Below are 24,237 nucleotides of genomic sequence, written 5' to 3'. Positions count from 1 at the left end.
GTTCACACCTCCGAATCCCACACTACCGTGACCGCCCCGGAGTAGGTGCTGCCACTGCCCTGTTCCAGCATCTGCGATACGCCGTCAGCCTTGACCTCGAAATGCAGGGTGCTGGGTTTTCGGTCCACGTAGCGGCTGGGCTGGAACAACTCGGTACCGCTGCCATCGAGCCGCAGCGGCAGGCGGTTGACCGGGCGGTTGGCGCTGTCAGTCAGGCCTGGCGGCAAGGTCACGGCGACGTCCAGCGGCACTTGATGGCCGGCAGGGTTGCGCACGCTGCAGGTGTTGCCCATGGGGTCGCCGCATTCCAGGGTCATCTTGAATCGCGAACTGGCCCATAAATTGACCGTTTGATCGCGAAACAGCCGTACCGGCTTTCGTCCGTTCTGCAACCAGGCCTGCCAGCCGCCCTGTGGCTCCAACTGAATGCGATTGCCCCCGGGAGGGACTTCCATCTTGAGGTGATGATCCACGTCGAGGGTGAAGTTGAAGGTAAAGATATCGTCGTTCGGCATCATGATGTCACCGAAATCAAAATCACCACCTGGGCCCATCGTGTAATTCAGTGAACCGACATATTGACCGTTGTCCATCTTCAGGGGGTTCGGGGTCTTCAATTCATAGGAGTATTCGAACAGCGGATAACGAAGGACCGGAATGTCTTTGGACGCAAACATCGCGCACGCACCAGCATTGACCGGCACGACCCAGGACCACAGGAAAAGCCACTGGTTGCCGGCACCGTAGCCAGTGTGCGTACAGGGCGGGTTTGGATAAACCCATCCCGCCAGACCTCGCGTCCAGACCGTTTGATCGACCCCTCCACCCAGGTCGAATCGGCCACCCACACCCGCGATACGCATGCTCACTGTCTCAGCCTTGCCGCTAACAACATGATTGACGACCACATCACGCCACTCACTGGGCACTTTGAACATCGCTCCCTGGCGCGGATCCGTATGTCCGCCACGAATGGGCGCGATCGAAGACACCCGAATGTCGTCCGTGCGGATGCTGAAGATACCCAGGGCCTTGCAACGCTCAGGAATATACCAAGGGCAGATCCCACTTTCAGGCGTCGTATTGACGAATTTATCGATCAACGGATTGCTCGGATCTGGACGAAACTTAGCGCTAATTTCCTGTACCACAGCCTCGGCAGGCTGGACCAGGAACAGCGCTGAAAAGGTGATGCCCAATAAGAAACCATACGCCCGACGTATAAAAAACCGCATCAATTCACCCCCGGCGCGAGGGCATCAAACACCATATGGACCGTACCGAAATAATCCCCTGGCAGGTAATCGTCCGCGGGTTTGATCGCAGCGATTTCCAGGGCCACACGCTTGCCGGCGTGGGCGTCCGCGCTGGAAACCACCTGCGTGGCGCTGAGGCTCAACGGCTGATTATTGAAGGTCACCCGCAGGTCGACGCGGTCACGGCCATTGAACAAGTAAGCTTCTTCAGCCAGTCGCGCAGCGATGGCACCACCGATGTTTTTCACATCGAACTGCGCCCGCAACGGACTCAGCTGTGAAGACACCGGGTTGTAGGCCAACCGTTGTTCGCGCTGCACCAGCAGCGGGTCGACGGGCAGCACAAAAAACTCAGGGGCAGGGATCTGCACGAACACCTCGAAAGTTTCCCGCTCCACGGCAGCGTGGGAAACGGGGCTGGCGAGCGTCACGGTGATCAGTAAAACGGCGTAGGTCTGTGTCTTGAACATCGCTTTTACCTCGGACGGAACCGCCAGGGCTCAGCCCTTGACCTCAATTGATTTTTTCGCGTCGCCTTCAATCAGGTTGAAGCGATACTCGCGCCCCGCCTGTTTGTCGAAGCCAAACGAGCGCCCGGCCATCACGTGGTGCCTGACCGTGGGGCGGCAGTCCTGCGGGTTGCCGACGGCGCAGTCCTTGAATTCGTCGACCACCACCACGCTGTTGCCCTGATTGCGCAGGGCGTAACGCTGGGCCTGGTTGTCGACGGTGGTGTCAAAGCGGGTGTTGCCGGGGCGCACGAAAAATACCGTGCCGTAGCCAGCCAGCACGCGCACGCCGGCAGCGAGACTTTGCTTGTATTCCTCGCGTTCTTCCTCACCGACGGCGAACTCGTCTTCGCTCTGGGGCACCACCGGCACAAAGCGCACGCGGAAATAACGCTCCTTCTCGCGGTTACCCATGAACAACAGGCGCGTGCCCTGGGTGCCGTTGGCCGGTACGATCAGCCGCGCCGGGCTGGCCATCAAGCCATCCCGGGCGATGGCGCCAGCCTGGTCCTGCAGGGGCACTTCGGTGTAGTTGCCGTCCTTGTCGTAGATCATCTCGAAGATGTTGACCTTGACGAAAGCGGTGGAGGTACCGCCGTTGAACACCCGCTTCATGTAAGTGCTCTTGCCGGCGCCCAGGTAGTCGTAAACCACACCGACATTGATCTGCGGCCCGGCCGGGACTACTTGGGAAAACAACAGGGCAGCGCCCAGCATCCAGATACGTTTCATTGTTGCGACCTCGTAAGTTGAAGGGTGGGATCAACCGGCGCTGGGTGTACCCTCTAGCGCGTCGGCCAGGGTGTCCGCGGTGCAGCGCAGGTCGCCGATCATCAGCACATCGCTTTCCTGGGGCGTCTGGCCGGGATCCAGGCGGAACTGACAGAGCAGCCGGTTGGCGTAGCGCACTTCCAGGGTCGGAGCGCCTGTCGTCATTTCCATGGAGAAGAACCCGTCCACCTCGCTGATCCCACGGCTGGCGTGGTTGATCACGTGATGCCCCTTGAGCGGCTTGCCCTGGGCGTCGAGCAGGCGACCGAGCACAGTGACGGTTCTCATCACGCTGATCTTGCGGTAGTCCACGCCCCCCTTGTTCAGGTGGTAGTTGCTGCGCGTGGGCTGGATGTTGGCGGCGGGTGGGTGATTGCCCTCGAAGTCGAACGCCAGGGTGCTGCTCTTGTAGGCGGTGATCGGCACGAAGTTGCGGCCAGGACGCAGGGAGGTGCTGCCGCCGGTGAGGTCATCGGCGCGCAGGGTGATGTCGTCCAGGTCGGTTTCCACGTCGACGATCATCCCGGCACCCTGCCCGTGGGGTTGGCTGCTCAAGGCAACGGTGCGGCCCCCCACGGCCACGGTGCTGCTGAGGTTGAGGCCGCCGCTGAAATCGCCATTGAACGAGGAGCGCTGCACAAACGCATCGCCATACAGCGCGTCGGTCTGGAAGCTGCCGCGACCCGACAGGCCGACGCCGTAGGTATCGGCAATGGCTGTGGCGGAGACACTTTGCAGCGCGTGATCTTCGAGCGTTCTCTGGTAAGTGAGCGAAGCGTTGTTGTCGCGCCCGCCGTCGCGGGCGGTGCGAGTGCCGAGGCTGGCTGACCATTGCTCGCCGGGGCCCCCTAGGGACAGGCTGACGCTGAGGTCGACGCCCCGGTTGCGCTTGTCACCGGTGGCGGCGGTGCCGGGACGGTCGAACACCGACAGACGCCAGTTGGCGTCGCTGCCGAACAACTGCCCACGCTGGTTCCACCCAAGGTCCAGCCCCAATCCTTCGATGTTGCCCTGGCTGTAGGCCAGGCGCGAACTGATCGAACTCTTATTGCTCAAACGATGGTTGAGTGACAGCGATGAGTTGCTGGCCTGGCCGATAAACGTCGTGCGTGGCCGCAAGCGTGTGCCGTCGGACAGGACTTCATAGGTGCGGCGGGTGTCCAGCCAGCTGCGGTTGTGACTGAGGATCACACTACCGTGACCGTAGCTGTGCATGGCTTGCATGTCCATGCCGGTGCCGTGGTCCTGGGTCTGGTAGACGTTGCCATACAGGCTGCTGTTGTTGGCCAGGGTCCAATCGACGGACATCCCGTTCTGCAACTTTTCGCGCACTTTGCGCGTTGACAGGCCGAGGATCACCCGGGGGTGGGCCAAGTAATTGACACCGACGCCGTAGGTCAGGAACCCGGTGGCCTGCTCGTCCCAATTGCTGAATAACTTGCTCTCGCGACCGATGAAGCTGTTGTAGCGCCAGCGCTCCTCGGCGTTGCGCCAATTGTTGGGTTTGTACACCAGCTCCTGGGTGGTGGCGGTGGTGCGGCCATCTTCGATCAGCCGTACCTCGACGGTGTAGATGCCGCCGGGCAAGGGCCGGGTGTCGAGGGTTTGGAGGCCGGCGGCCACCGGTTGGCTGTTGATCAACAGGCCGTTGCGGTAAATCTCCACCGACGCCTGGCGGCTCGCAGTGACATGAATCGGGTACATGCTGCGCTTGGGATTGTTGATCAGCAAGCTATCGGAGCTGCCGTACATCACGCCCACGGCCGTGTCGGGGTTGGCGCCGAACGCGCGAATCTGTCGGGTAAGGCCGTCCGAACCGGGCATGAAATAGCCCAGGCGCAGGAAGTTGCCCTGCATTTCCCGCTGAGTGTAAAGCTCGTGAATAGCGTGGTAGAGGGTAGTGTCGGTGCCCCCGAAACGCGACAGTTGCAGGTTGAGGGCCTGGGTCCAGTTGCCGAGACTGGAACTGGCCTCCAGGCCATAACGACCGCCAAGCTTCTCGTCCTGGCCACCATTGAGGTTAAGTTGATTATTGATGATCAGGCCGAGGCTCCCGGTCTCAGGCTGATCATAGAATTGTTTGACCTGGGCAGTGCGTTCCACGTTTTCAGTCAGAATCGACACCAGGGAATTTTCCAGGCTGTAGTGCACGGCCAGCCATTGCGATGGGCAACTTCGATCGCAACTTCCCAAGGGTAAGCCTTGCTGCATAAGTTGCTGCCAGTTGTCTCGATCACCGTTGGAAAACTTGCTGTCACCGGTGTCGGTAAACTCCAGCAAGGTGAGCCGGTCATCGCGCCCCAATACAACCATGGCTTCGCCGAGAAACTGCTGATCGAGTTCCACACGCACGGCCAGGGGCACCTCGAAGAAGTGTTGTCTGAACTCGGCCGGCAGGCCCTGTGACTGGGACAGCAAGCTACGCGGCGTGGTACCGGGGGCTACCGGTGCAGCCGACGCATGGGCACACAGCGCCAGCGCTAGCGCCGTCGCAATTGGCGTCTTCGAGAACATGGACGAAATACTCGCTGATACGGGCAGACAGGGCTGCTGAAAAGGTCAGCGGCTGGGCAACGGCCGACCTTGGGTCACGTCTGCAGGGCCGTCGCGGCCCTGCAGTGATGCTGGATTACTGAGCCGCGCGCGGAACCGCGTCGAAAATCACGGTGTAGCTGGCGGTGTACAGGCCGTTCTGGGTTTCCGTCGGTTTGGCCGGAGTGATCACCAGATCCGCCTGGGTACCTGGGGTGGATTGCGGGTCATCCATCACTTCCTGGGACGTGCCAGTCAGCACCACACCGTTGAAGGTGTTGGTGAGCGCGATGCTGTTGCTGCCGTTGTACAGCGCAGCGGCGGTCGGGCCGCCTTCAATGTAGGCGTTGATCGAACCGTCGGTGTTTTTCACATCGAAGGTGGCGCGCAGCGAACTCAGCTCACCGCTGACCGGGTTGTAGTTCATGGTCTCGTCTTTACCAAAGTTCGGGTCACGCGGTTGGGCGTGGAACTGCTTGGTCGGGATGTTGGCCTGGATGTTGATGGCGGTGCGCGCGTCATCGACGGCAAAGGCCATGGAAGCAGTCATGGCAATGGCAGCCAAGGGTGCTGCAACAGCGAGTTTTTTCAACATGGTGTGAATACCTGTTTTCTGAACAAAGATTTGAAAAGTGCGTGGCGCTCGACACTTTCCAACTAATTGCATTGAACAGGTCGATGACCCGTTCAAGCCCGACAAGTATTCGGTGCAACACTTCGAAAGTAAGCAGGGACTTTCGACATATCGCGTAGCCATGTTACGGCGCATGTCATAGGACAAGTATGGCATTTTGATAAAACTTTAAACGTACCTGTAAGACATGGATGACTTGGTCATTAAAAAGCAATCCAATACTCCGCGTCTGTAAGAGGTAGCGTACAACACCGGTTAAAAATGACTGCCTACTTAGTTGTTTCCAGGCTATTGAATTCATGCCCGGCTAGTGGCGTATTCACTCGGCCTGACAGGTGAGCAATTGACCGTTCGTCAGGAGGCCTTGCCTGCGTATTAAGATATATCTTAAGTTATATCTAAACCCGCTCTGGAGCCCCTGACTCATGAGAGACCATCCCCCCAGCCGCGACGGCTTCGACCCACGCCGTGAACGCGGTGGTGGTCGCGGCCCCCGCGTTTTCGCGCCCGGCGACCTGAAACTGCTGCTGCCCGCGTTGATCGCCGAACAGCCGTGCCATGGCTACGACCTGATCCGCCGCATCGAAAGCCTGTTCGACGGTGCCTACACCCCAAGCCCGGGTGTGATCTACCCCACCCTGACCTTCCTGGAAGAAAGCGACCTGATCGTCGGCGATGCCGATGGCGGAAAAAAACGCTACACAATCACCGACGCCGGTCGTCTCTTCTTGAGCGAGCAAGCGGTAGCGCTGGAGGGCGTGCGCATGCGCCTGGATGTGAGCAAGCGCGCGCTGCGCGGGCACGACCGCCCGCCGGAAATCCATGAGGCGGTGCACAACGTGCGCCATGCCTTGCATTCGCACCACGGGCGCTGGAGCCCGGAAGAAATCGTTCGTGTCGCGACGCTGCTCAATCGCACCGCTCAAGCCATTGCCGACGGGAAAGACCAATGAATACTCAAACCATTCACCGCGTGACCCACGAAATCAAACGCCGCCGCCTGGACGTGCTGCGGGTGGTCGACATCACACCGCGCATGCGCCGCATCACCCTTGGCGGGCCTGAACTGGCGGGGTTTGTCAGCCTGGGCAGCGACGATCACATCAAGCTGCTGTTCCCGCAGAACGCCGCCGAGCAGGCGGCGCTGGAAAGCCCGACGTTCAGCATCAAGGGCGACGGCCCGCAACCGGCGATGCGCGACTACACGCCTCGGCGCTTCGACCTGAGCATCGGTGAGCTGGACATCGACTTCGTGCTGCACGGCGATGGCCCTGCGTCCACCTGGGCCGACCAGGTCCAGGTCGGGCAGCACCTGTACATCGGTGGCCCACGGGGCTCGATGATCGTGCCGGATATATTCGACAGCTACTTGCTGATCGGTGACGAAACCGCCCTGCCCGCCATTGCGCGGCGTCTGGAAGAATTGCCCGCTGGGCGCAACGTGCTGGCGGTGATCGAGATTGCCGACGCGCAGGAACAACAGGCACTGCAGAGCGCGGCCAACGTTGAGGTGAAATGGATCATTCGCGGTCAGGATGATCTGTTGGATACCGTGCGAAACCTGACGCTGCCGAGCGGCTCGCTGTACAGCTTTGTGGCGATGGAAAGCAAACGGTCGCGCCAGGTCCGCCGCGTGTTGCTGGACACCCACAAGGTCAACGAGGAATTCCTCAAGGCCGTGGGTTACTGGCGTGCCGAAGGCAGCGAAGAAGAGTAAGCCTGACTCGGTAAACACTGTGGGAGCGGCGGTGCGACTGGCTCGCGGATGCGGTGGTTCAGTTCACTTAGACCGTGCCCACTTCAGGCTCGCGGTGATTTCAGACGCTTGTCCAGGCCCAGCACCAACGACGCAATCAGCACAAACCCCGCCAGAATCCCCCCGGCATTCACGAACACCTGTGGATAACCGAGGTGGCTCACGTCAATGAACGGGTATTGATACTGCCCGAGCAGATCCCCTCGCAGCAGCGCATACGCGAAGTACGCCAACGGGTAAATCACCCAGCCGGCAATGTGCTTCAGGCGCAAGGCGCCCTTGGGCACGCATCGCCACCAGTAGATAAAAAACAGCACCGGCATCACGTCGTGCAGCAATTCGTCGGCGATGAATTGAAACCCTTCGGGCTGCCACAAATGCCGCAGCAGCAGGTTATACGCCAGGCCCACCACCAGGATGCTCACGGCGATGCCGCTGCTGATCCTGGGAGCGAGAAAAAACCGCCTGGCGGCTGAGTCGCGATCCACCAGTGCGTAGCTCAACACTACCACCGCGAGGGTGTTGGTGAGTACGGTGAAGAAGCTGAAAAAGTTGATCAACCCGCCCAGCAGGCTGGCGCCGGATGCCCAGCGCGAATGGAAAATCAGGTACTGCTGGATCGCCAGCCCCGCCCAACCGGCCAGCGCCGCTGCCGCTACGAACCGCTTCATCGGTCAATCCAGCGGACGTTTGGTGCGCATCAGTTTCACGTACAAGCCTTCGACTTTCTCCCGCGCCCACGGGGTCTTGCGCAGGAAAGTCAGGCTCGACTTTATGCTCGGGTCACTCTTGAAACAACGGACATCAATGCGCTCGGCCAGACCTTCCCATTCGTAGTGTTCCACCAGGGTGGTGAGGACGTGCTGCAGGGTCACGCCGTGGAGTGGGTCGTTGCTTGTCGCGGTCATGCCGGGCCTTTTACAAAAAGTGGAGAGACAGCCGCGCACTTTAGCACGAACAAAAAAGTTCCCGTCCTTGGCGAAAAAGTAATGTTATATTGTAACTATACATATCAAGTCTTTTCGCCGTTTTGCCAAGGAATGTCCGATGTCCCTCTCTTCTCTGTGGCGCCTTACCCCGCTCGCTGCCGCCTTGCTTATCTGCTCCGAAGCCCACGCGCTGGAACTGCAACCCCAAGTCATTACCGGCAACCCCTTGGGCAACGAACAACTCGCCTCGCCCACCACCGTGCTGGAGGGCGATGACCTGACCCTGCAACAAAAAGGCAGCCTCGGCGAAACCCTGAGCAAGCAGCCGGGCGTGTCGTCGTCCTACTTCGGCCCGGGCGCCAGCCGGCCGATCATCCGTGGCCAGGACGGCGACCGCATTCGCATCCTGCGCAACGGCGTAGGCGCGCTGGATGCCTCGTCGCTGTCCTATGACCACGCCGTGCCGCTGGACCCGGTCAATGTCGACCGCATCGAGATCGTGCGCGGCCCGGCCGCCCTCCTCTACGGCGGCAGCGCCATTGGTGGGGTGGTCAACACCTTTGACAATCGCATCCCCACCGAAGCCATCGAAGGCATCCACGGTGCCGGTGAACTGCGCTACGGCGGCGCCGATACCACCCGCAGCAGCGCGGGCAAACTCGAAGCCGGCAATGGCACGTTCGCCTTGCACCTGGACGCCAACGCGCGGGAATTCAACGACCTGAAAATCCCCGGCCAGGCCCGCAGCCGCCATGCCCCGGCCAGCGATGACGAGCCGGGCAAAAACGGCCGCCTGGGCAACAGCGACGGGCGCCAGGACGGCGGTGCAGTGGGCGGTGCCTACACGTGGGACGACGGTTACGCCGGGCTGTCCTACAGCAACTACGACAGCAATTACGGCTCCCCGGCCGAAGAGGATGTGCGCATCCGCATGAAGCAGGACCACTACGCCTTCGCCTCGGAGATCCGCAACCTGCAGGGCCCGTTCACCTCGGTGAAACTCGACGCCGGCTACACCGACTACGAGCACCGCGAAATCGAAGGCGGCGAAACCGGCACAGTGTTCAAGAACAAGGGCTATGAAGCACGCGTCGAAGCCCGTCACCAACCCATTGGCCCATTCGACGGTGTGGTCGGCGCCCAGGTGACGCGCAACGAATTCTCGGCGTTGGGCGAAGAAGCTTTCGTGCCGCAGACCGATACCAACGCCGGCGCGATGTTCATCCTCGAAGAAATGCAGGCCACCGAACGCCTCAAGCTCAGCCTCGGCGGGCGCCTGGAACACACCAGCGTCGACCCGGACGCCAAAGGCAACGCGCGCTTTGCCGGCGCAGACACCTCCAGTGATTTCACAGCGGGCAGCCTGTCGTCGGGCGCGGTGTATACGCTCACACCGGTCTGGTCCCTGGCCGCCACCCTGGGCTACACCGAGCGCGCGCCGACCTTCTACGAGCTGTACGCCAACGGCGCTCATGTCGCCACCGGCACCTACGAGCTGGGCGATGCCAACCTGAAGAAAGAAAAAGCCGTGTCCAGCGACCTGGCGCTGCGCTTTGACAATGGCACCCACAAGGGCAGTTTCGGCGTGTTTTACAGCCGTTTCTCCAACTACATCGGCCTGCTGGGCAGCGGCCGCACCTTGAACGATGAGGGCGAAGAGGACGCAGACGGCATCCCGGAGTACACGTACTCCGGCGTACGCGCACGATTCGCCGGCTTCGAAGCCCAGGATCATTGGAAACTCGGCGAAGGCGCCTACGGCAAATTTGCCCTGGAACTGTCCGGCGACTACACCCGCGCCACCAACCTGGACACTGGCGAAGCCTTGCCACGAATCGCCCCGCTGCGCTTGAACAGCGGCTTGCTGTGGGAACTCGACCGCTGGCAGGCACGTATCGACGTGGAACACGCTGCTGGCCAGGGCCGGGTGCCGGATAACGAGAGCGGTACCGATGGCTACACCACCCTGGGTGCGAGCGCAGGGTATCGCTTCAACGTAGGCGGCAGCGAATGGCTGGCCTTTGTGAACGGCGAAAACCTCACCAACCAGACCGTGCGCTACGCCAGCTCGATCCTGCGTGACATCGCCCCGGCGCCGGGACGAAGCGTGCAGTTCGGAATCCGCACCACGTTCTGACCTTCATCGCATTACAAATGTGGGAAGGGCTTGCCCCCTCCCACCTTGTTTTTGCAGCGACACTTGGTCACTGTTACCAAATCAGAAATGATGCATATCGCGATTTACCCTTTCTCTCGCCGGTCACTCGCTTTATCCTTGTCGGCAACAATCTGAAACGCTTCACCTTCCGGCCGACCCATCTTGCTGAATATCCCCGCCTACAAAGACAGCGCTGTCTTGCACCCCGCTGCGCCTGGGGATAAACATCCGCCTGGGAAATCCAACTCTTGCTGAACCAAGCCTGTGCGAAATCGTCATCTACAGTGAAGAAACACGGCGACACATAATTCCAACGTAACGGAGAAACACACTATGAGCACTGAGGGTGCTTCAAGCCCGAGCCGCCTGTTGCCCAGGTTGCTAGGGGTCTTGCTGCTGATCATGGGCCTGGCCTTGTTGGCCGGGGGTATCAAGCTGACGATGCTCGGCGGGTCGCTGTATTACCTGCTGGCCGGTATCGGCATCACGCTGACCGGCATCCTGCTGCTGGCCACCCGCCGCGCGGCGCTGGGCCTGTACGCACTGGTGCTGTTCGCCAGCACCGTGTGGGCCTTGTGGGAAGTCGGTCTGGATTGGTGGCAGTTGGTGCCGCGCCTGGCCCTGCTGTTCGCCCTGGGCATCGTCATGCTGCTGCCATGGTTTCGCCGTCCGTTGCTGCGCGGCCAGGCCGCTCCGCTGGGCACGGCTGCGCTGAGCGTTGCCGTCGTGTTGGCCGGTACGACTGCCGTCGCCAGCCAATTCACCAACCCGGGTGAGATCAAAGGCCAACTGGACCGCGACGCGGTACCGGGCATGGCCAACGCTGCGCCTGCCCAGGCCGACGGTGACTGGAACTCCTACGGTCGCTCGGCCTTCGGTGACCGTTACTCGCCACTGGCGCAGATCACTCCGGAAAACGCCCACAAGCTGGTGCCGGCGTGGACCTACCGTACCGGTGACATCCCTGGCCCGAACGATCCAGGCGAGACCACCGCGGAAAACACCCCGCTGAAAGTCAACGGCATGCTGTATGTGTGCACCCCGCACAGCCAGGTGATCGCTCTTGACCCGGACACCGGTAAGGAAATCTGGCGTTTCGATCCGAAGATCAGCAGCCAGGGCGCCGAAAACTTCAAGGGTTGGGCGCACATGACCTGCCGTGGCGTGTCGTATCACGATGACGCCGTCTACGCCTCCGAGCAGAGCCCGACCGGCAGCGCCAGCCCGGCGACCACCCCGACTGCCTGCCCGAAACGCATCTTCGTGCCGACCGCCGACACCCGTCTGATCGCCCTGAACGCCGACACCGGCAAGATGTGTGAAGACTTCGGTGACAAAGGCCAGGTCGACCTGCGTGCCAACATCGGCAGCTTCGCCCCAGGCGGTTACTACTCCACCTCGCCACCGGCCGTGACCAAGAACCTGGTCGTGATCGGCGGCCACGTCACCGACAACGTGTCGGTCGACGAGCCAAGCGGCGTGATCCGCGCCTACGACGTGCACACCGGCAAGCTGGTGTGGAACTGGGACAGCGGCAATCCGGACGACACCACCCCGTTGGCCGAGGGCAAGACCTACACCCGCAACTCGCCGAACATGTGGTCCATGTTCGCGGTGGATGAAAAACTCGGCATGCTGTACCTGCCGATGGGCAACCAGATGCCCGACCAGTACGGCGGCGACCGTACTGATGAGTCCGAGAAATACGCAGCCGGCCTGACCGCGCTGGACATCGACAGCGGCCACGTGAAGTGGAGCTTCCAGTTCACTCACCATGACCTGTGGGACATGGACGTGGGCGGCCAGCCATCGCTGATCGACATCAAGACCGCTGAAGGCGTCAAGCAAGCGGTGATGGCATCGACCAAGCAAGGCAGCATCTACGTGCTGGACCGTGCCACCGGCCAACCGGTCGTACCGATCCACGAAGTGGCCGTACCGCAAGGCGCCGTTGCTGGCGACCGCACTTCGCCGACCCAGCCGAAGTCCGAGCTGAACTTCATGCCACCGCCCCTCAAGGAGCGTGACATGTGGGGCGTGACGCCGTTCGACCAACTGATCTGCCGGATCGACTTCAAGTCGATGCGCTACGACGGTCCGTTCACCCCACCGTCGCTGCAGGGTTCGATCGTGTACCCAGGCAACTTCGGTGTGTTCGACTGGGGCGGCATTTCCGTTGACCCCGTGCGTCAGATCGCGTTCGTGAACCCAAGCTACATGGCGTTCAAGTCCAAGCTGATCCCGGCTGCAGACATCGCCAAGCAAGGCCCACGTGTCAGCGAAACCGAAGGCGTGCAGCCGAACAAAGGCGCGCCGTATGGCGTGATCCTCGAAGCGCTGCTGTCGCCAATGGGCCTGCCGTGCCAGGCACCGGCGTGGGGTTATGTGGCAGCGGTCGACCTGACCACCCACAAAACCATCTGGATGCACAAGAACGGCACCGTGCGTGACAGCTCGCCGGTTCCGATCCCGCTGACCATGGGCGTTCCTAGCCTGGGCGGTACGTTCACCACTGCCGGTGGCGTGTCCTTCCTCAGCGGCACCCTCGACCAGTACCTGCGTGCCTATGACGTGAAAAACGGCAAGCAACTGTGGGAAGGCCGCCTGCCAGCAGGCGCGCAGACCACACCGATGACCTACACCGGCAAGGACGGCAAGCAGTACGTGCTGGTCGTGGCGGGCGGTCATGGTTCCCTGGGTACCAAACAGGGTGACTACGTGATGGCGTTCAAGCTGCCGGATTAAGCGTTACCGGCAGGCAAAAAAGGCGGCGACCTGTTGAGGGTCGCCGCCTTTTTCATGCGTCACAATTCACCTCACCCGTCTTCAGATCGGGGCTCGCTCGCGACGCATCCACATCTCGAAGGCCATGGCGTTCAACGGCCGGCTGATCAGGTAGCCCTGGGCCGTGTCGCAATTCCACTGCTTGAGCAAGGTGAGGCTCGGCGCAAATTCCACGCCTTCGGCCACCACCCTGAGCCCCAGGTTGTGGCTCATCTCGATGGTCGAACGCACGATCACGCCGTCGCCGCTGGCGCTGTCAAGGTTACGCACGAACGACTGGTCGATTTTCAATTCCTGCACGGGCAGGCGCTGCAATTGCGCCAGCGAGGAATAGCCGGTACCAAAGTCATCCACCGACAGGCTGATGCCGCACCCGCGCAGTTGCTCCAACACGCTAAGGGCCTGTTGCGGGTTGTGCATGATCGCGCTTTCGGTGATTTCGAAAATCAGCTGCCTTGCCTCGACCTGGTACTGCATCAACAGTGCGGTGACGCGAATCGCCAGGTCATCGTCGGCCAGATCATCTACCGAAATATTCACCGACAACTGGATGTGCAGCCCACGCTGCGCCCACTCGGCAATCTGGCGGATGGCTTCTTCGATCACCCACAAGGTCAGGCTGCTCATGCTGCCGGTGCGCTCGGCCAGCGGAATGAATTCCGCCGGGGACACCTGGCCCAACGTCGGATGTTGCCAGCGCAACAAGGCTTCGGCCTGGCGTACATGGCCCTGCTTGAGGTCGAGTTTGGGTTGGTAACACAGGAACAGTTCGCCTTCGACCGCCGCACGGCGCAAGTCACGGATCAGGGCGATCTGGCGTTGGTGCGCCAGGTCGCGGTCCTGCTGATAGATCTGTAAATGCCCCGGCAGACTGGCGGCATCGTGGCGGGCGATGGCGGCGCGGCTGATCAGCTCTTCCACCTGTTGACCGTCAGCCGGGTAGGCCGCGATGCCCATGCTCACTTCGTGACGCACCTCATCGTTGCCGATGCGCTGGGGTTCGGTCAGCAAGGCGTACAGGCGATCGGCGCGGGCCACAGCGCGGTCGATCTCGGTGTTTTCCAGCAGCACCAGGAACTCGCTGCCGGTGATGCGCGCCGCTGTGTCGCTGGCCAGCAGGCTCATGGACAAGCAACGACTGGCTTCGCGCAGCATCTCCTCCACGCCCTGAGGGCCGAACCCTTCGTTGATCACCCGGTAGTTCTCAATGCCCAGGTACAGCAACACCACCGGGCGTCGCGCGCTGATCGCACTGCCCAGGCGTTCCATGGCCAAGGCCCGGTTGGGCAGGCCGGTGAGCGGATCATGCAAGGCGTTGTGGGCCAATTGCTGCTCGCGTACCGCGATACCGCTTTGCATGGCATTGAAGGCTGTGGCCAACAGGCCGAACTCATCGTGGCTGCGCACCCGCACCGGCGTGCGGTAGTCACCGGCGCCGATTCGACCGGCCGCCTCCACCAGTGCGGTCAACGGGCGCGACACGCGCCGCGCCAGAAACAACGCGCCTGCCAGTGACACCAGCAACACCGCCAGGGCGATCCCGAGGAACTGCCGGTCCAGCGGCGCAAAGGACTCCAGCGCATGGTCCAGCGGGCTTTGCAGCAACACCCGCACCTCATCGCCGTCACCGGTGTTGGCCAGGGGCAAGACCTGGCTGAGCACGCGCTGGCCGTAGAACATCTGGATCCTGGGCTCGGGGTCAATAGAGGCTTCGCGCAGCAAACCAAGGGTGGCGGCTTGATAAGCGTCGGGTTGAGTGCTGAACAGTGCACCGGGGCTGGCGGGCTGCACGCTGAGAAACGACACCTCCAGGTTGCTCATGGAGCGCAATTCGTTGGCGAACAGTTTGTCCATCGGAAAGCCCATGACGACTCGCGCGATCGGCATCGGATCGAGGACGTCTTCCTGCACCAGCAAGTAGGGCCGTCCGTCCATGGCCACCACCAGCATTTGCAAGCCAGTGCGGCGTGCCTGGCGCAAGGCTGCGGCATAAGGGAAAGGCTGGTCCCGGGTAAACACAGCCAAGGTGCTGACCATGACCTTGCCGTCCAGCCCCAGCACAAACACTTCGCTGGAGCGGATGCCCGTGCCATGCCGGCGCAGGGCGGCCAGGATCGGCTGCGGCTCGCCGCCGGCCACTGCGCGCTTGAACGGGCCATCCGCGGTCAGCCAGTCGAGGCCGTATTGCAGGCGACGTCCACGCAGGTCCAGCAGGCGTTCGAACACCTGGGTGCCGGTCTTGAGCTGGATCTTGGCCTGGTTCTCCACCGCGCGATTCGTGGCGGTCTTGACGGCAAAGTAGGTGGCGGCGACGACGACCAGCAGCAGCAACGCCAGGACCCCGGCAATGCGGGTCTGGAACGTCGAACGCCAGCCCATTGCCGCGCCCTGCGGCAGCGCCCGCCTCTCTCTGCCGCTACGTCCATTTGTCATGTGCATTCCTGGCGAGCTGACCTGGCGTCAAAAAAATATCCATCTGGCGTGAATATTTGGTTTGAGCAGATTAGCTGGGCCAGAGCATTCGTGCACCCAATAAAACAGGGGATTTAACTGCCATTTTATTGACGACGAGCGCTTGACCGCCGCCCTATCCCCGGGCGCGCATAAAGTCGCCCCAGCGGCGCACCAGGTAGTTGTGTTCATCCATCACCGAATTCCACACGGCGATATGCCCCATGCGCTGTTCGTAGGAGCCGCCGTCGCGGATTTCACCCTTGTCGATCAGGGGCAGGCCGTCGCTGCCCAGCAACTCCTCGCGCGCCGCGAGGCCTGCGTACCAGTAGTCCCATTCGGCACTGCTGAGGTGGTCCCGGCTGCGTGCCGGGTTGCCGATGTAGTAACCCTGACGGGCCATGACTGCACCCGGCCAGCCGGACAGCCACCAGTTCAGATAGGCGTAGGCCGCATCCAGCACCGGGCCTTGGGCATGCCGCGACAGCGACAGGCCGCCGAACCAGGCGCGATACCCTTCGCGCGGCACTGCCAGGCGGTATTTCACCCCGGCGCGGTGCAGACGCATCAGGGTCGGCGACCACAGGCTCTGAATGTCGATGCTGGGGCTGAGCATCAATTGCGCGGCTTCCTCGTCATCCGACCAGAACGCCGCGAAGTGACCTTCCTTCTGTTTGCGCACCAGCACATCGGCCAACACATCGATCTCCTCGATGCTCATGTTGCCCAGGTCATTGAACTGCGCGAGCCCCGCGCCCTGCACCGCCAGCGCGGCATCCAGCGCGCCGATGGCGGCGTCGCTTTGCAGGGCGGTACGGGCGCTCCATGCCGGGTCCATCAGCCAGCCCCAGCTTTCATTGCCGTGGCAAAACCCTTCAGGCAGGCGTTCGGGGCGATAGGCAAAACTGTCGGCGTTGTGGGTCAGGGGCAACATGCTGATGCGTTCGGTGACGGTGCTGCCGAGGCTGCCATCGTGCTGCACGAACAGGCGCTCGCTGGGCACACTGCCGCCGCCCAGGCGGTCGCCGGGCGACAACCGGCCGCGCTTGGGCAGGTCGTTGATTTCGTGCCACAGCGCGATGCGTCGGGTGTCGATGGGCTGGATCGCCCGCGCCGGCCACACGAAGTCCACGTTGTGGAACCATTGGTCGTACAGGTCGTAGCTGTCTGGCTGCATCACCGCAATGCGCTGGGCCTGTTCGACGTCGTGCACCTGGTACACCAGGCGAATGCCCAGGTCCTGTTCGGCGCGCACACGCAGGCATTCCAGCAGGGTCACGGAGGTGCCGAGCACGCGCAGTGTGATCATGCCGCGAACCGCCGCGAGAACACTTCAAAGGAACGGCGCAGCAAGGCCGGGTCGAGACCGCGCAGGATAAACACCAGCCGCGACTGGCGGTCGGTGCCTGGCCATGCGGGCAAGTGCACCGGGGCGTGCAGGCAGTGCTGCACGCCATGAATGACGATGGGGGCGTTGCTGGCGTTCACGTTGAGCAGTCCTTTGACACGAAGGATTCGTTCGCCGTGGCATCTTAACAGCATCGACAGCCACACCCCGAAACCGACCCAATCGAGGGGCTGGTCGAAGGTCAGGCTGCAGACCTGCGCGGCGCCGTGGGTGGCCGAGGTCGTCTGGTGCAGTTGCCAGCGACTGACCTCTACGGCAGGCTCCGCGCTGCGCACGCCTTCACCCAGCAACAGTTGATCGCCGCTGTGGATCTCGTGGGTGTCGAGGATCGGCGTGCCGGCGTTGAGTGCGTGCAAATGATCACGCAATGCAGCGCAGTCGCCGACCAGGTCGGTCTTGCTCAACAGCAGGCGATCTGCAGCCGCGACCTGGGCCAGCCACTCCGGGTGCAGGCGCTCCTGCAGGGCCGCGTGGCTGGCGTCCACCAGGGTGATGACCAGGCCGATATGAAAGCGCCCGCGCAGTTGCACGTCGTTGTTCAGGGTCGCGAGAATCGGGGCCGGGTCGGCCAGGCCAGTGGTTTCCAGGATCACCCGCTTGAACGCGGGGATTTCGCCGCGCTCGCGGCGTTGCAGCAGGCCGAGCAAGGCGTCTTTCAACTCGCCACGGATCGAACAACAGACGCAGCCGCTGGGCAGCAGTACGGTGTCCGGCGCGACCTCTTCCACCAGCAGGTGGTCGATGCCGACGTCGCCGAACTCGTTGATCAGCAACGCGGTGTCGCCGAGGCTTTCGCCTTGCAGCAAGCGCTTGAGCAAGGTGGTCTTGCCGCTGCCGAGGAAGCCGGTGATGACGTTCAGCGCAATACTCATAGTTGCCTCCACCCCTGCAGGAGCGAGCTTGCTCGCGAAAAATTCAAGGCCGCCGCGCTCATCCAGCAGGCCCCCGTCATCGTTGACGATTTTCGCGAGCAAGCTCGCTCCTACAGTGGGTTGTATTCCAAGTGGTCGAGCAGTTGGGGGTCGAGGGGGTCCAGCGGTCGGCCGAGCATGGTTTCGGCGGCCTGCCAGAGTTGATCCAACCCACTAGCCAGTTCCTGTTTGCCGGTGGCGCCGAGCAGCAGGTATGAAGCGCCCTGGAAGTCTTCGACCTTGAGCCGGAACACCGCGAGCACCTGGTTGATCGCCGCAATGCGGCGCAGGCGTTCGCGGCGTCGCGGCAATTCGTCGCCCAGGGGGTCGCTCCAGTGCAGGTCTTCGCCCAGCAACCCGCAGAGTCCACACATGACTACACCCCGCTCATGGCATGACGTCGCCGGAGTTTGGGCCCAGCGTCTGGCCGACGAACAGGTTGCCGCCCGGTTCGCTGGCCAGCAGCACGGCCGTCGGCGCGACTTCATCGGCCAGGCCAAACCGGCCGAGGGGCAGTTCCTTGGCCTTGGCGCGCTTCCAGTCGTCGCTGATACCGCCCACCAACGGTGTTTCAATCGGGCCGGGGGCGATGGCGTTGACCAGCACGTTGTCCTTGGCCACTTCCAGCGCGAGGGACTTGGTAAACCCGATCACGCCAGCCTTGGCCGCCGCGTAGTGCGTGAGTTCGGCGCCGCCTTTGATGCCCAGCTGGGACGCCACGTTGATGATGCGCCCCCAGCGCTGCGCCAGCATGTGCGGCAAGGCGCGCTGGCTGGCGACGAACACACTGGTGAGGTCGACGCGCAGCATGTCGTTCCACATGTCCAGCGTGAGGTCGACGCAGCGCGCCTGGGTGAGCATGCCGGCGTTGTTGACCAGGATGTCGATGCCGCCGAAGTGTTCGACGCATTTATCCACACTGGCCTGGGCGCCTTCGACGGTGCCCACGTCGCCCAGGCATTCGAACACCTCGGCCCCCAGGTTGCGGCAGGTGATCGCGGTTTCGGCGAGGCTCGCGGCGTTGCGGTCGGCCAGCACCAGGCGTGCGCCTTCGGTGGCGTAGGCACGGGCAATGGCAGCACCGATACCGCTGCCGGCGCCGGTGATCACGGCGCGGCGGTTAAACAGTTGGGACATGGACACATCTCCTAAATTCAACATAGATCCCATGTGGGAGGGGGCTTGCCCCCGATGGCAGTGGGTCAGGTAAAACAGCTGTGACTGATACACCACCACCGGGGGCAAGCCCCCTCCCACCGTTGGACCGACTACACCCGTTAATCCGGCCAGCGCACACCAACGGCGCCACTGTTCACATCTCCCAAATTCAACACAGATCCCAGGTGGGAGGGGGCTTGCCCCCGATGGCAGTGGGTCAGGTAAAACAGCTGTGACTGATACACCGCCATCGGGGGCTTGCCCCCTCCCACCGTTGGACCGAGTACACCCGTTAATCCGGCCAGCGCACACCAACGGCGCCACTGTTCACATCTCCTAAATTCAACACAGATCCCAGGTGGGAGGGGGCTTGCCCCCGATGGCAGTGGGTCAGGAAAAACAGCTGTGACTGATACACCACCACCGGGGGCTTGCCCCCTCCCACCGTTGGACCGAGTACACCCGTTAATCCGGCCAGCGCACGGTTAGTCCGCCATCGATGACAATGCTTTGCCCTGTCAGATAACTCGACGCCTCGCTGGTCAGAAACTGCACCAGCGATGCCACTTCATCCGCGCGCCCTACCCGGCCCAGCGGAATCGCCCGTGCGGCTTTCGCCAAACCTTCCGGCCCCAGGGAGTTCTTCGCGTCCAGCGATTGCGGTGTCTCGATCAAGCCCGGGATCACCGCGTTGCAACGAATCCCCTTGGCCGCCAGTTCCACCGCCAGCGAACGGCACAACCCCGGCACCCCGGCCTTGGCCGCCGCGTAATGGCTGTGTTCCTGCCAGCCGTACACACCACCGGCAATCGAGGAGATTGCCACCAGTGCGCCGCCCTCGTGCATATGCCGCGTGGCCGCACGGAAGGTGCGCATCACCCCCGTCAGGTCGACGTTGAGCATCTCGTCCCACAGCGCGTCGGTCATTTCCAGCAGCGGTGCGCGGCGCAGCAGGCCGGCGTTGGCCACGGCGTAGTCGAGACGGCCGAAGTGCTGCACGGCCTGCTCGGCCAGAGCGTCAACCGAGGCGCTGTCACCGACGTCCAGCGGCAGCATCAGGCACTCGCCACCGGCCTCTGCCACCAGGCTGACGGTGGTTTGCGGGTCATGCGGGTCAGCCGGGTAATACCCGCCCACCACGGCCACACCGTTGCGCGCATAGGCCACGGCGAGGGCTTGGCCGATGCCGCTCGCAGCACCGGTAATCAAGGCAACTTTACGGTTCATCAAAACACTCCTTACTGAACGGTTTCCGGACGCACGTGGCGCGCGGCAAACATCAACACACCGGACAAGAAGCACGGCACCGCACCGAACCACAGCGCGGCGGTCTGCCAGTCGCTGCCGGCGGCCAACACCTGGGTGGCACCGAAACCTGCAACCACCGCACCGATCGGGCCCATGGCGTGGATGATCGCGCCGCCAGTGGCCCGGATGCTGGTGGGGAAACTTTCACTGATAAAGAACAAGGCGGCCGAGTACGGCCCGATCAGGAAGAACAGGCCCAGGCTGTACAGCCCGACCACCATCGCCATGTCGCTCGGGCCAAACAGCATGCCGGCAAACGACAGCCCGCCGAGCATCCAGCCCAGGCCGATGACGTTGCGGCGGCCGATCTTGTCGCCCATCCAGCCGTGGCTGAGGTAACCGCAGTAACCCACCAGGTTCGACAGCACGAGGATGATCAGCGAGTTCTCGAACGAGATGTGGTGCACGCTGACGATCACCGACGTGCCCAACACGCTGAACACCTGGATCGCCGCCCAGTTGAGCAGCAGCGCGGCACCGATCACCAGGGTGGCGCGACGGGCCGGGCCACGGAAGGCCGCTTTGAGGCCGGCCTTGCTGTGCTCGTCGTAGTCCACGCCATAGGTCGCGGCGACGTTTTGCGCGTCGGTGACTGCGCCGCTTTTGCGCAGTTGGCTGATGCGTTCGTGGATCTGGAACTGCGGGCTCTCCTTGAGCTTGCGCGCCATGATCGCGATCACCACTGCCGGGATGGCGGCGAAGATGAAGCAACCCTGCCAGCCGATGATCGGCAGCAACAGCGCGGTCAAACCTGCGGCGATCAATGCACCGACCGGCCAGCCCCCTTGCACCAGGCTGTAGATGAAGCCGCGGCGCTTGGTCAGGCGCGGGTCTTCGGAGGCACCGTACAGCTCGGTCAAATAGGTGGCATTGACGGTTTCTTCGGCGTAGCCCAGGCCACCCAGCGAACGGATCAGAATCAGTGGCGACTTGCCCCACGCGCCGCCGATCGCCGTCAGTGCCGAGCACAGTGCAGAACCGGCCACGGTGAAAATGATGCCTTTGCGGCGCCCCAACTTATCGACGATAGGGCCGATGGCCAGGGCAACCACGGCGGTACCCACCGCCACCCAGGTCGCGATTTCAGCTTGCTCCACTTCGCCCCAGCCAAAGTGCCGGCCGATTTCCGGCAGCAAGGTGCCGAAGAGAATGAAGTCGTACACCGCAAACACCCAGGCAAAAAACGCGATCCAGGTGGCGAAGCGCACCTCCTTGGAGCTCAGTTGCCGGGGTTTCCAGCCAGTCAGGTCAAGCTTGTTGTAGATGGACATGAGTCGCGCCTCAGGGGTGGGGGCTGTTTTTTAAGGGTCAGGTACGCGGTTGGCGGCGGATGAAGTCATCGGCGATTTCGTCGAAGGTGACGAAACGCACGCCGGCATGGCTCTGGATGTGTTCGATCAGGCGTTCGAGCATCAGCAGCACTTGCGGGCGGCCGGACACGTCGGGGTGGATGGTCATGGTGAACACCGCGTGTTCGTGTTCGCGGTAGACCCAGTCGAACTGGTCGCGCCACATTTCTTCGAGGTGACGCGGGTTGACGAAGCCGTGGCTGTTGGGGGCCTTTTTGATGAACATCATCGGCGGCAGGTCGTCCAGGTACCAGTTGGCCGGGATCTCCACCAGATCGGTTTCTTCGCCGCGCACCAGGGGTTTCATCCAGGTGTCGGGGTGCTGGCTGTAGTCGATCTTGGTCCAGGTATCGCCCTTGCGCACGTAGTAGGGGTGGAAGTCGTTGTGCATCAGGCTGTGGTCGTACTTGATGCCTTTTTTCAGCAGCAGCTCATTGGTGACCTTGCTGAACTCCCACCACGGCGCGACGTAACCGGTTGGGCGTTTGCCCGTGACCTGGGTGATCAGCTCGATGGATTTGTCGAGCACGATCTCTTCCTGCTCGGCGGTCATGGCGATCGGGTTTTCGTGGCTGTAGCCGTGCACGCCGATCTCGTGGCCGGCGTCGGCCACCGCCTTCATCTGCTCGGGGAAGGTTTCCATCGAGTGGCCGGGGATGAACCAGGTGGTGCGCAGGCCGTAGCGCTCGAACAATTTGAGCAGGCGCGGCGCGCCGATTTCGCCGGCGAACAGCCCGCGAGAGATGTCGTCTGGCGAGTCTTCACCGCCGTAGGAACCGAGCCAGCCGGCGACGGCGTCAACGTCGACGCCAAATGCACAGAGGATGTCTTTAGCCATGGTGTGTCTCCTTAAACGTTAAGTGCGGATTCGACGGACAACGCCGCGCGCAACAGGCGGGCGTCCTCCCCCATCGGCGCGCTGAGCAGCAGCCCGGTGGGCAAGCCCAGGGCATCGCGGCCGCTGGGCAGGGTCACGCCGGGCATGTCCAGCAAACTGCCGGGCATGGTCAGGCGCAGGGTGGCGAGGTTGGTGGTTACGAAGAGTTCGTCGTCGGCTTCCAGCGGCGCCAGCGGCGGCGCAACGTGAGCGACGGTTGGGGTGATGAGGAGTGCGCCGTCGAGGTCGTCGACCAGCTGCTGTTGCAGGCGACGACGCGCTTCGATCAGGTGCAGCAATTGGCTGGCGGGCAGCGCGCGGGCGGCTTCGAGGCGACGACGGACGCGGGGATCGAGTTGCTCGGCATCGCGGCTGTCGAGCAGGCCTTGGTGCAGGGCAAACGCTTCGAAGGCGCCGAGCCAGCCTTGGTGCTTGATCAGGTCCAAGGCGGCCTGGAAGGTCGGGCATTCGCGTTCTTCAATCAGTGCGCCCTGGGCTCGCAACTGCTCGACGGCGCGCAACAGGTTGTTGCCTACGGCGGGTTCGACGTCCTGTTGCGCCAGCACAAAACGCTGGCCCTTGAGGCTGCGGGCGCTGTGGGTTTGGCGACGGCCGTGAAGCAGGTCGTCGATAGCCAGGGCATCGCGCACGCTGCGGGTCAGCGGGCCGAGGCTGTCGAGGGTGTGGGCCAGCGGGAACACGCCGTCGCGGCTGTAGCGGCGGCAACTGCTGCGGTAACCCACCACACCATTGAGGGCGGCGGGAATCCGGATCGAACCGGCGGTGTCGGTGCCCATGGCGATGGGCACGATGCCCGCCGCCACGGCCACCGCCGAACCCGATGACGAGCCGCCGGGAATGCGCGCCTGGTCGCTGCTGCTGGGGTTGAAGGGCGTGCCGAAATGCGGGTTCAGGCCCAGGCCGGAGTAGGCCAGTTCACTGAGGTTGGTCTTGCCCATGCTGACCATGCCGGCGCGGCTCAGCAGGCCGACGCTCGGCGCATCCAGCACCGCGGCCGGCGCAGTGCGGCGGTAGGCAGCGCCTGCGGTGGTGATGCTGCCGGCCACGTCGAACAGGTCCTTCCAGGCCAACGGTACGCCATCGAACACGCTCAGCGGCTGGCCGGCACGCCAGCGGGCGGCGGACGCTTCGGCTTCGCGACGGGCGCGCTCGGCCGTCAGGGAGATAAATACGCTGGGGGCCATGCTCGCGTGGACGAGTGCCTGTTCAAGCACCTGCACAGGGTCGCTGCGACCGCTGGCGAAATCCTCGGCCATGGAAGTGGCGTCTGACATCAAGTTGACCCTCACAAAACGTACATATTAATAAAATGTACGTTTTATAAAGGCAGCATTCGTGCCAGTCTTATTCACGCTGACATTTAGGGTGTAGGGTTTTTAGCCTAGAGCTGCAGGATAGATGCGTTACAGTCGCGAAAAAAATCTG

The 24,237-nt window shown here is 62.6% G+C and carries 20 protein-coding genes; 4 read left to right on the top strand and 16 right to left on the bottom strand.

The annotated features are described in order from the left end of the window. Positions 1–2: 2 nt before the first annotated feature. The 5 genes from CQ041_RS01510 to CQ041_RS01490 all read right to left on the bottom strand — a co-directional run bounded on the left by CQ041_RS01510 (position 3) and on the right by CQ041_RS01490 (position 5,663). On the bottom strand, positions 3–1,199 hold the full coding sequence (locus tag CQ041_RS01510) for a hypothetical protein (protein ID WP_105520709.1): 1,197 nt from the start codon (positions 1,197–1,199) through the stop codon (positions 3–5). A gap of 35 nt (positions 1,200–1,234) precedes the next feature. After that, the gene (locus CQ041_RS01505) at positions 1,235–1,726 is read right to left on the bottom strand and encodes a CS1 type fimbrial major subunit (RefSeq protein WP_105520710.1); all 492 of its coding nucleotides are present in this window, start codon (positions 1,724–1,726) and stop codon (positions 1,235–1,237) included. 30 nt (positions 1,727–1,756) lie between these two features. Further along, positions 1,757–2,497, bottom strand: coding sequence for a pilus assembly protein (locus CQ041_RS01500; protein ID WP_105520711.1), 741 nt, complete (start codon positions 2,495–2,497; stop codon positions 1,757–1,759). A gap of 30 nt (positions 2,498–2,527) precedes the next feature. Continuing rightward, positions 2,528–5,050, bottom strand: coding sequence for a CS1-pili formation C-terminal domain-containing protein (locus CQ041_RS01495; protein ID WP_105520712.1), 2,523 nt, complete (start codon positions 5,048–5,050; stop codon positions 2,528–2,530). Positions 5,051–5,165: 115 nt separating this feature from the next. Beyond that, positions 5,166–5,663 carry a CS1 type fimbrial major subunit gene (locus tag CQ041_RS01490; protein WP_105520713.1) on the bottom strand — a complete coding sequence of 166 codons (498 nt, stop codon included), beginning with the start codon at positions 5,661–5,663 and terminating at the stop codon, positions 5,166–5,168. Positions 5,664–6,127: 464 nt separating this feature from the next. Between CQ041_RS01490 and CQ041_RS01485 the strand changes: the two genes are divergently transcribed. Together CQ041_RS01485 and CQ041_RS01480 are read left to right on the top strand one after the other, a co-directional pair. Beyond that, the gene (locus CQ041_RS01485; protein ID WP_105520714.1) at positions 6,128–6,655 is read left to right on the top strand and encodes a PadR family transcriptional regulator; all 528 of its coding nucleotides are present in this window, start codon (positions 6,128–6,130) and stop codon (positions 6,653–6,655) included. Further along, positions 6,652–7,419 carry a siderophore-interacting protein gene (locus CQ041_RS01480; protein WP_105520715.1) on the top strand — a complete coding sequence of 256 codons (768 nt, stop codon included), beginning with the start codon at positions 6,652–6,654 and terminating at the stop codon, positions 7,417–7,419. The genes CQ041_RS01485 and CQ041_RS01480 overlap by 4 nt, the downstream gene beginning before the upstream one ends. An 83-nt stretch (positions 7,420–7,502) precedes the next feature. Here the strand turns inward: CQ041_RS01480 and CQ041_RS01475 are convergent, their stop codons facing one another. Together CQ041_RS01475 and CQ041_RS01470 are read right to left on the bottom strand one after the other, a co-directional pair. After that, on the bottom strand, positions 7,503–8,129 hold the full coding sequence (locus tag CQ041_RS01475) for a Pr6Pr family membrane protein (RefSeq protein ID WP_105520716.1): 627 nt from the start codon (positions 8,127–8,129) through the stop codon (positions 7,503–7,505). 3 nt (positions 8,130–8,132) lie between these two features. Continuing rightward, positions 8,133–8,366, bottom strand: a complete 234-nt coding sequence (locus tag CQ041_RS01470) for a VF530 family DNA-binding protein (protein ID WP_016977534.1) — start codon at positions 8,364–8,366, stop codon at positions 8,133–8,135. 139 nt (positions 8,367–8,505) lie between these two features. Between CQ041_RS01470 and CQ041_RS01465 the strand changes: the two genes are divergently transcribed. Both CQ041_RS01465 and CQ041_RS01460 read left to right on the top strand, forming a co-directional pair. Continuing rightward, positions 8,506–10,524: a TonB-dependent receptor gene (locus CQ041_RS01465; RefSeq protein ID WP_105520717.1), complete on the top strand. Its 2,019-nt coding sequence runs from the start codon at positions 8,506–8,508 to the stop codon at positions 10,522–10,524. Between the two features lie 354 nt (positions 10,525–10,878). Then, complete coding sequence (locus tag CQ041_RS01460) at positions 10,879–13,290, top strand: glucose/quinate/shikimate family membrane-bound PQQ-dependent dehydrogenase (protein ID WP_105520718.1); 2,412 nt, start codon at positions 10,879–10,881, stop codon at positions 13,288–13,290. An 81-nt stretch (positions 13,291–13,371) separates the two neighbouring features. Here the strand turns inward: CQ041_RS01460 and CQ041_RS01455 are convergent, their stop codons facing one another. From CQ041_RS01455 to CQ041_RS01410, 9 genes are all read right to left on the bottom strand, one after another. After that, a complete protein-coding gene (locus tag CQ041_RS01455; protein ID WP_105520719.1) occupies positions 13,372–15,708 on the bottom strand; it encodes a bifunctional diguanylate cyclase/phosphodiesterase in 2,337 nt (778 codons plus the stop codon). 208 nt (positions 15,709–15,916) lie between these two features. Next, entirely contained in the window at positions 15,917–17,089 is a 1,173-nt protein-coding gene (locus CQ041_RS01450; protein WP_105520720.1) for a PotD/PotF family extracellular solute-binding protein, read from the bottom strand. Beyond that, positions 17,086–18,060 (bottom strand): GTP-binding protein, encoded by a 975-nt coding sequence (locus CQ041_RS01445; RefSeq protein ID WP_105520721.1) that lies wholly within the window; start codon positions 18,058–18,060, stop codon positions 17,086–17,088. The genes CQ041_RS01450 and CQ041_RS01445 overlap by 4 nt, the downstream gene beginning before the upstream one ends. A 110-nt stretch (positions 18,061–18,170) precedes the next feature. Next, entirely contained in the window at positions 18,171–18,473 is a 303-nt protein-coding gene (locus CQ041_RS01435; RefSeq protein ID WP_105520723.1) for a hypothetical protein, read from the bottom strand. Positions 18,474–18,486: 13 nt separating this feature from the next. Next, the gene (locus tag CQ041_RS01430) at positions 18,487–19,236 is read right to left on the bottom strand and encodes an SDR family NAD(P)-dependent oxidoreductase (protein WP_105520724.1); all 750 of its coding nucleotides are present in this window, start codon (positions 19,234–19,236) and stop codon (positions 18,487–18,489) included. A 486-nt stretch (positions 19,237–19,722) separates the two neighbouring features. Continuing rightward, complete coding sequence (locus tag CQ041_RS01425; RefSeq protein ID WP_105520725.1) at positions 19,723–20,484, bottom strand: SDR family NAD(P)-dependent oxidoreductase; 762 nt, start codon at positions 20,482–20,484, stop codon at positions 19,723–19,725. A gap of 11 nt (positions 20,485–20,495) precedes the next feature. Then, the gene (locus CQ041_RS01420) at positions 20,496–21,836 is read right to left on the bottom strand and encodes an MFS transporter (RefSeq protein WP_105520726.1); all 1,341 of its coding nucleotides are present in this window, start codon (positions 21,834–21,836) and stop codon (positions 20,496–20,498) included. A gap of 37 nt (positions 21,837–21,873) precedes the next feature. Then, entirely contained in the window at positions 21,874–22,752 is an 879-nt protein-coding gene (locus CQ041_RS01415) for a polysaccharide deacetylase (RefSeq protein WP_003210406.1), read from the bottom strand. A gap of 11 nt (positions 22,753–22,763) precedes the next feature. Continuing rightward, positions 22,764–24,086 carry an amidase gene (locus CQ041_RS01410; protein ID WP_105520727.1) on the bottom strand — a complete coding sequence of 441 codons (1,323 nt, stop codon included), beginning with the start codon at positions 24,084–24,086 and terminating at the stop codon, positions 22,764–22,766. Between the last annotated feature and the right edge of the window lie 151 nt (positions 24,087–24,237).

This window comes from Pseudomonas sp. MYb60, from assembly GCF_002979555.1.
GTDB lineage: Bacteria > Pseudomonadota > Gammaproteobacteria > Pseudomonadales > Pseudomonadaceae > Aquipseudomonas.
This window is presented reverse-complemented; position numbering and strand designations above follow the sequence as displayed.

Coding starts and splice junctions, on each gene's coding strand:
- CQ041_RS01505 (WP_105520710.1), bottom strand. CDS start 1,726: ATGTTCAAGACACAGACCTACGCCGTTTTACTGATCACCGTGACGCTC.
- CQ041_RS01500 (WP_105520711.1), bottom strand. CDS start 2,497: ATGAAACGTATCTGGATGCTGGGCGCTGCCCTGTTGTTTTCCCAAGTA.
- CQ041_RS01495 (WP_105520712.1), bottom strand. CDS start 5,050: ATGTTCTCGAAGACGCCAATTGCGACGGCGCTAGCGCTGGCGCTGTGT.
- CQ041_RS01490 (WP_105520713.1), bottom strand. CDS start 5,663: ATGTTGAAAAAACTCGCTGTTGCAGCACCCTTGGCTGCCATTGCCATG.
- CQ041_RS01485 (WP_105520714.1), top strand. CDS start 6,128: ATGAGAGACCATCCCCCCAGCCGCGACGGCTTCGACCCACGCCGTGAA.
- CQ041_RS01480 (WP_105520715.1), top strand. CDS start 6,652: ATGAATACTCAAACCATTCACCGCGTGACCCACGAAATCAAACGCCGC.
- CQ041_RS01475 (WP_105520716.1), bottom strand. CDS start 8,129: ATGAAGCGGTTCGTAGCGGCAGCGGCGCTGGCCGGTTGGGCGGGGCTG.
- CQ041_RS01470 (WP_016977534.1), bottom strand. CDS start 8,366: ATGACCGCGACAAGCAACGACCCACTCCACGGCGTGACCCTGCAGCAC.
- CQ041_RS01465 (WP_105520717.1), top strand. CDS start 8,506: ATGTCCCTCTCTTCTCTGTGGCGCCTTACCCCGCTCGCTGCCGCCTTG.
- CQ041_RS01460 (WP_105520718.1), top strand. CDS start 10,879: ATGAGCACTGAGGGTGCTTCAAGCCCGAGCCGCCTGTTGCCCAGGTTG.
- CQ041_RS01455 (WP_105520719.1), bottom strand. CDS start 15,708: ATGGGCTGGCGTTCGACGTTCCAGACCCGCATTGCCGGGGTCCTGGCG.
- CQ041_RS01450 (WP_105520720.1), bottom strand. CDS start 17,089: ATGATCACACTGCGCGTGCTCGGCACCTCCGTGACCCTGCTGGAATGC.
- CQ041_RS01445 (WP_105520721.1), bottom strand. CDS start 18,060: ATGAGTATTGCGCTGAACGTCATCACCGGCTTCCTCGGCAGCGGCAAG.
- CQ041_RS01435 (WP_105520723.1), bottom strand. CDS start 18,473: ATGTGTGGACTCTGCGGGTTGCTGGGCGAAGACCTGCACTGGAGCGAC.
- CQ041_RS01430 (WP_105520724.1), bottom strand. CDS start 19,236: ATGTCCCAACTGTTTAACCGCCGCGCCGTGATCACCGGCGCCGGCAGC.
- CQ041_RS01425 (WP_105520725.1), bottom strand. CDS start 20,484: ATGAACCGTAAAGTTGCCTTGATTACCGGTGCTGCGAGCGGCATCGGC.
- CQ041_RS01420 (WP_105520726.1), bottom strand. CDS start 21,836: ATGTCCATCTACAACAAGCTTGACCTGACTGGCTGGAAACCCCGGCAA.
- CQ041_RS01415 (WP_003210406.1), bottom strand. CDS start 22,752: ATGGCTAAAGACATCCTCTGTGCATTTGGCGTCGACGTTGACGCCGTC.
- CQ041_RS01410 (WP_105520727.1), bottom strand. CDS start 24,086: ATGTCAGACGCCACTTCCATGGCCGAGGATTTCGCCAGCGGTCGCAGC.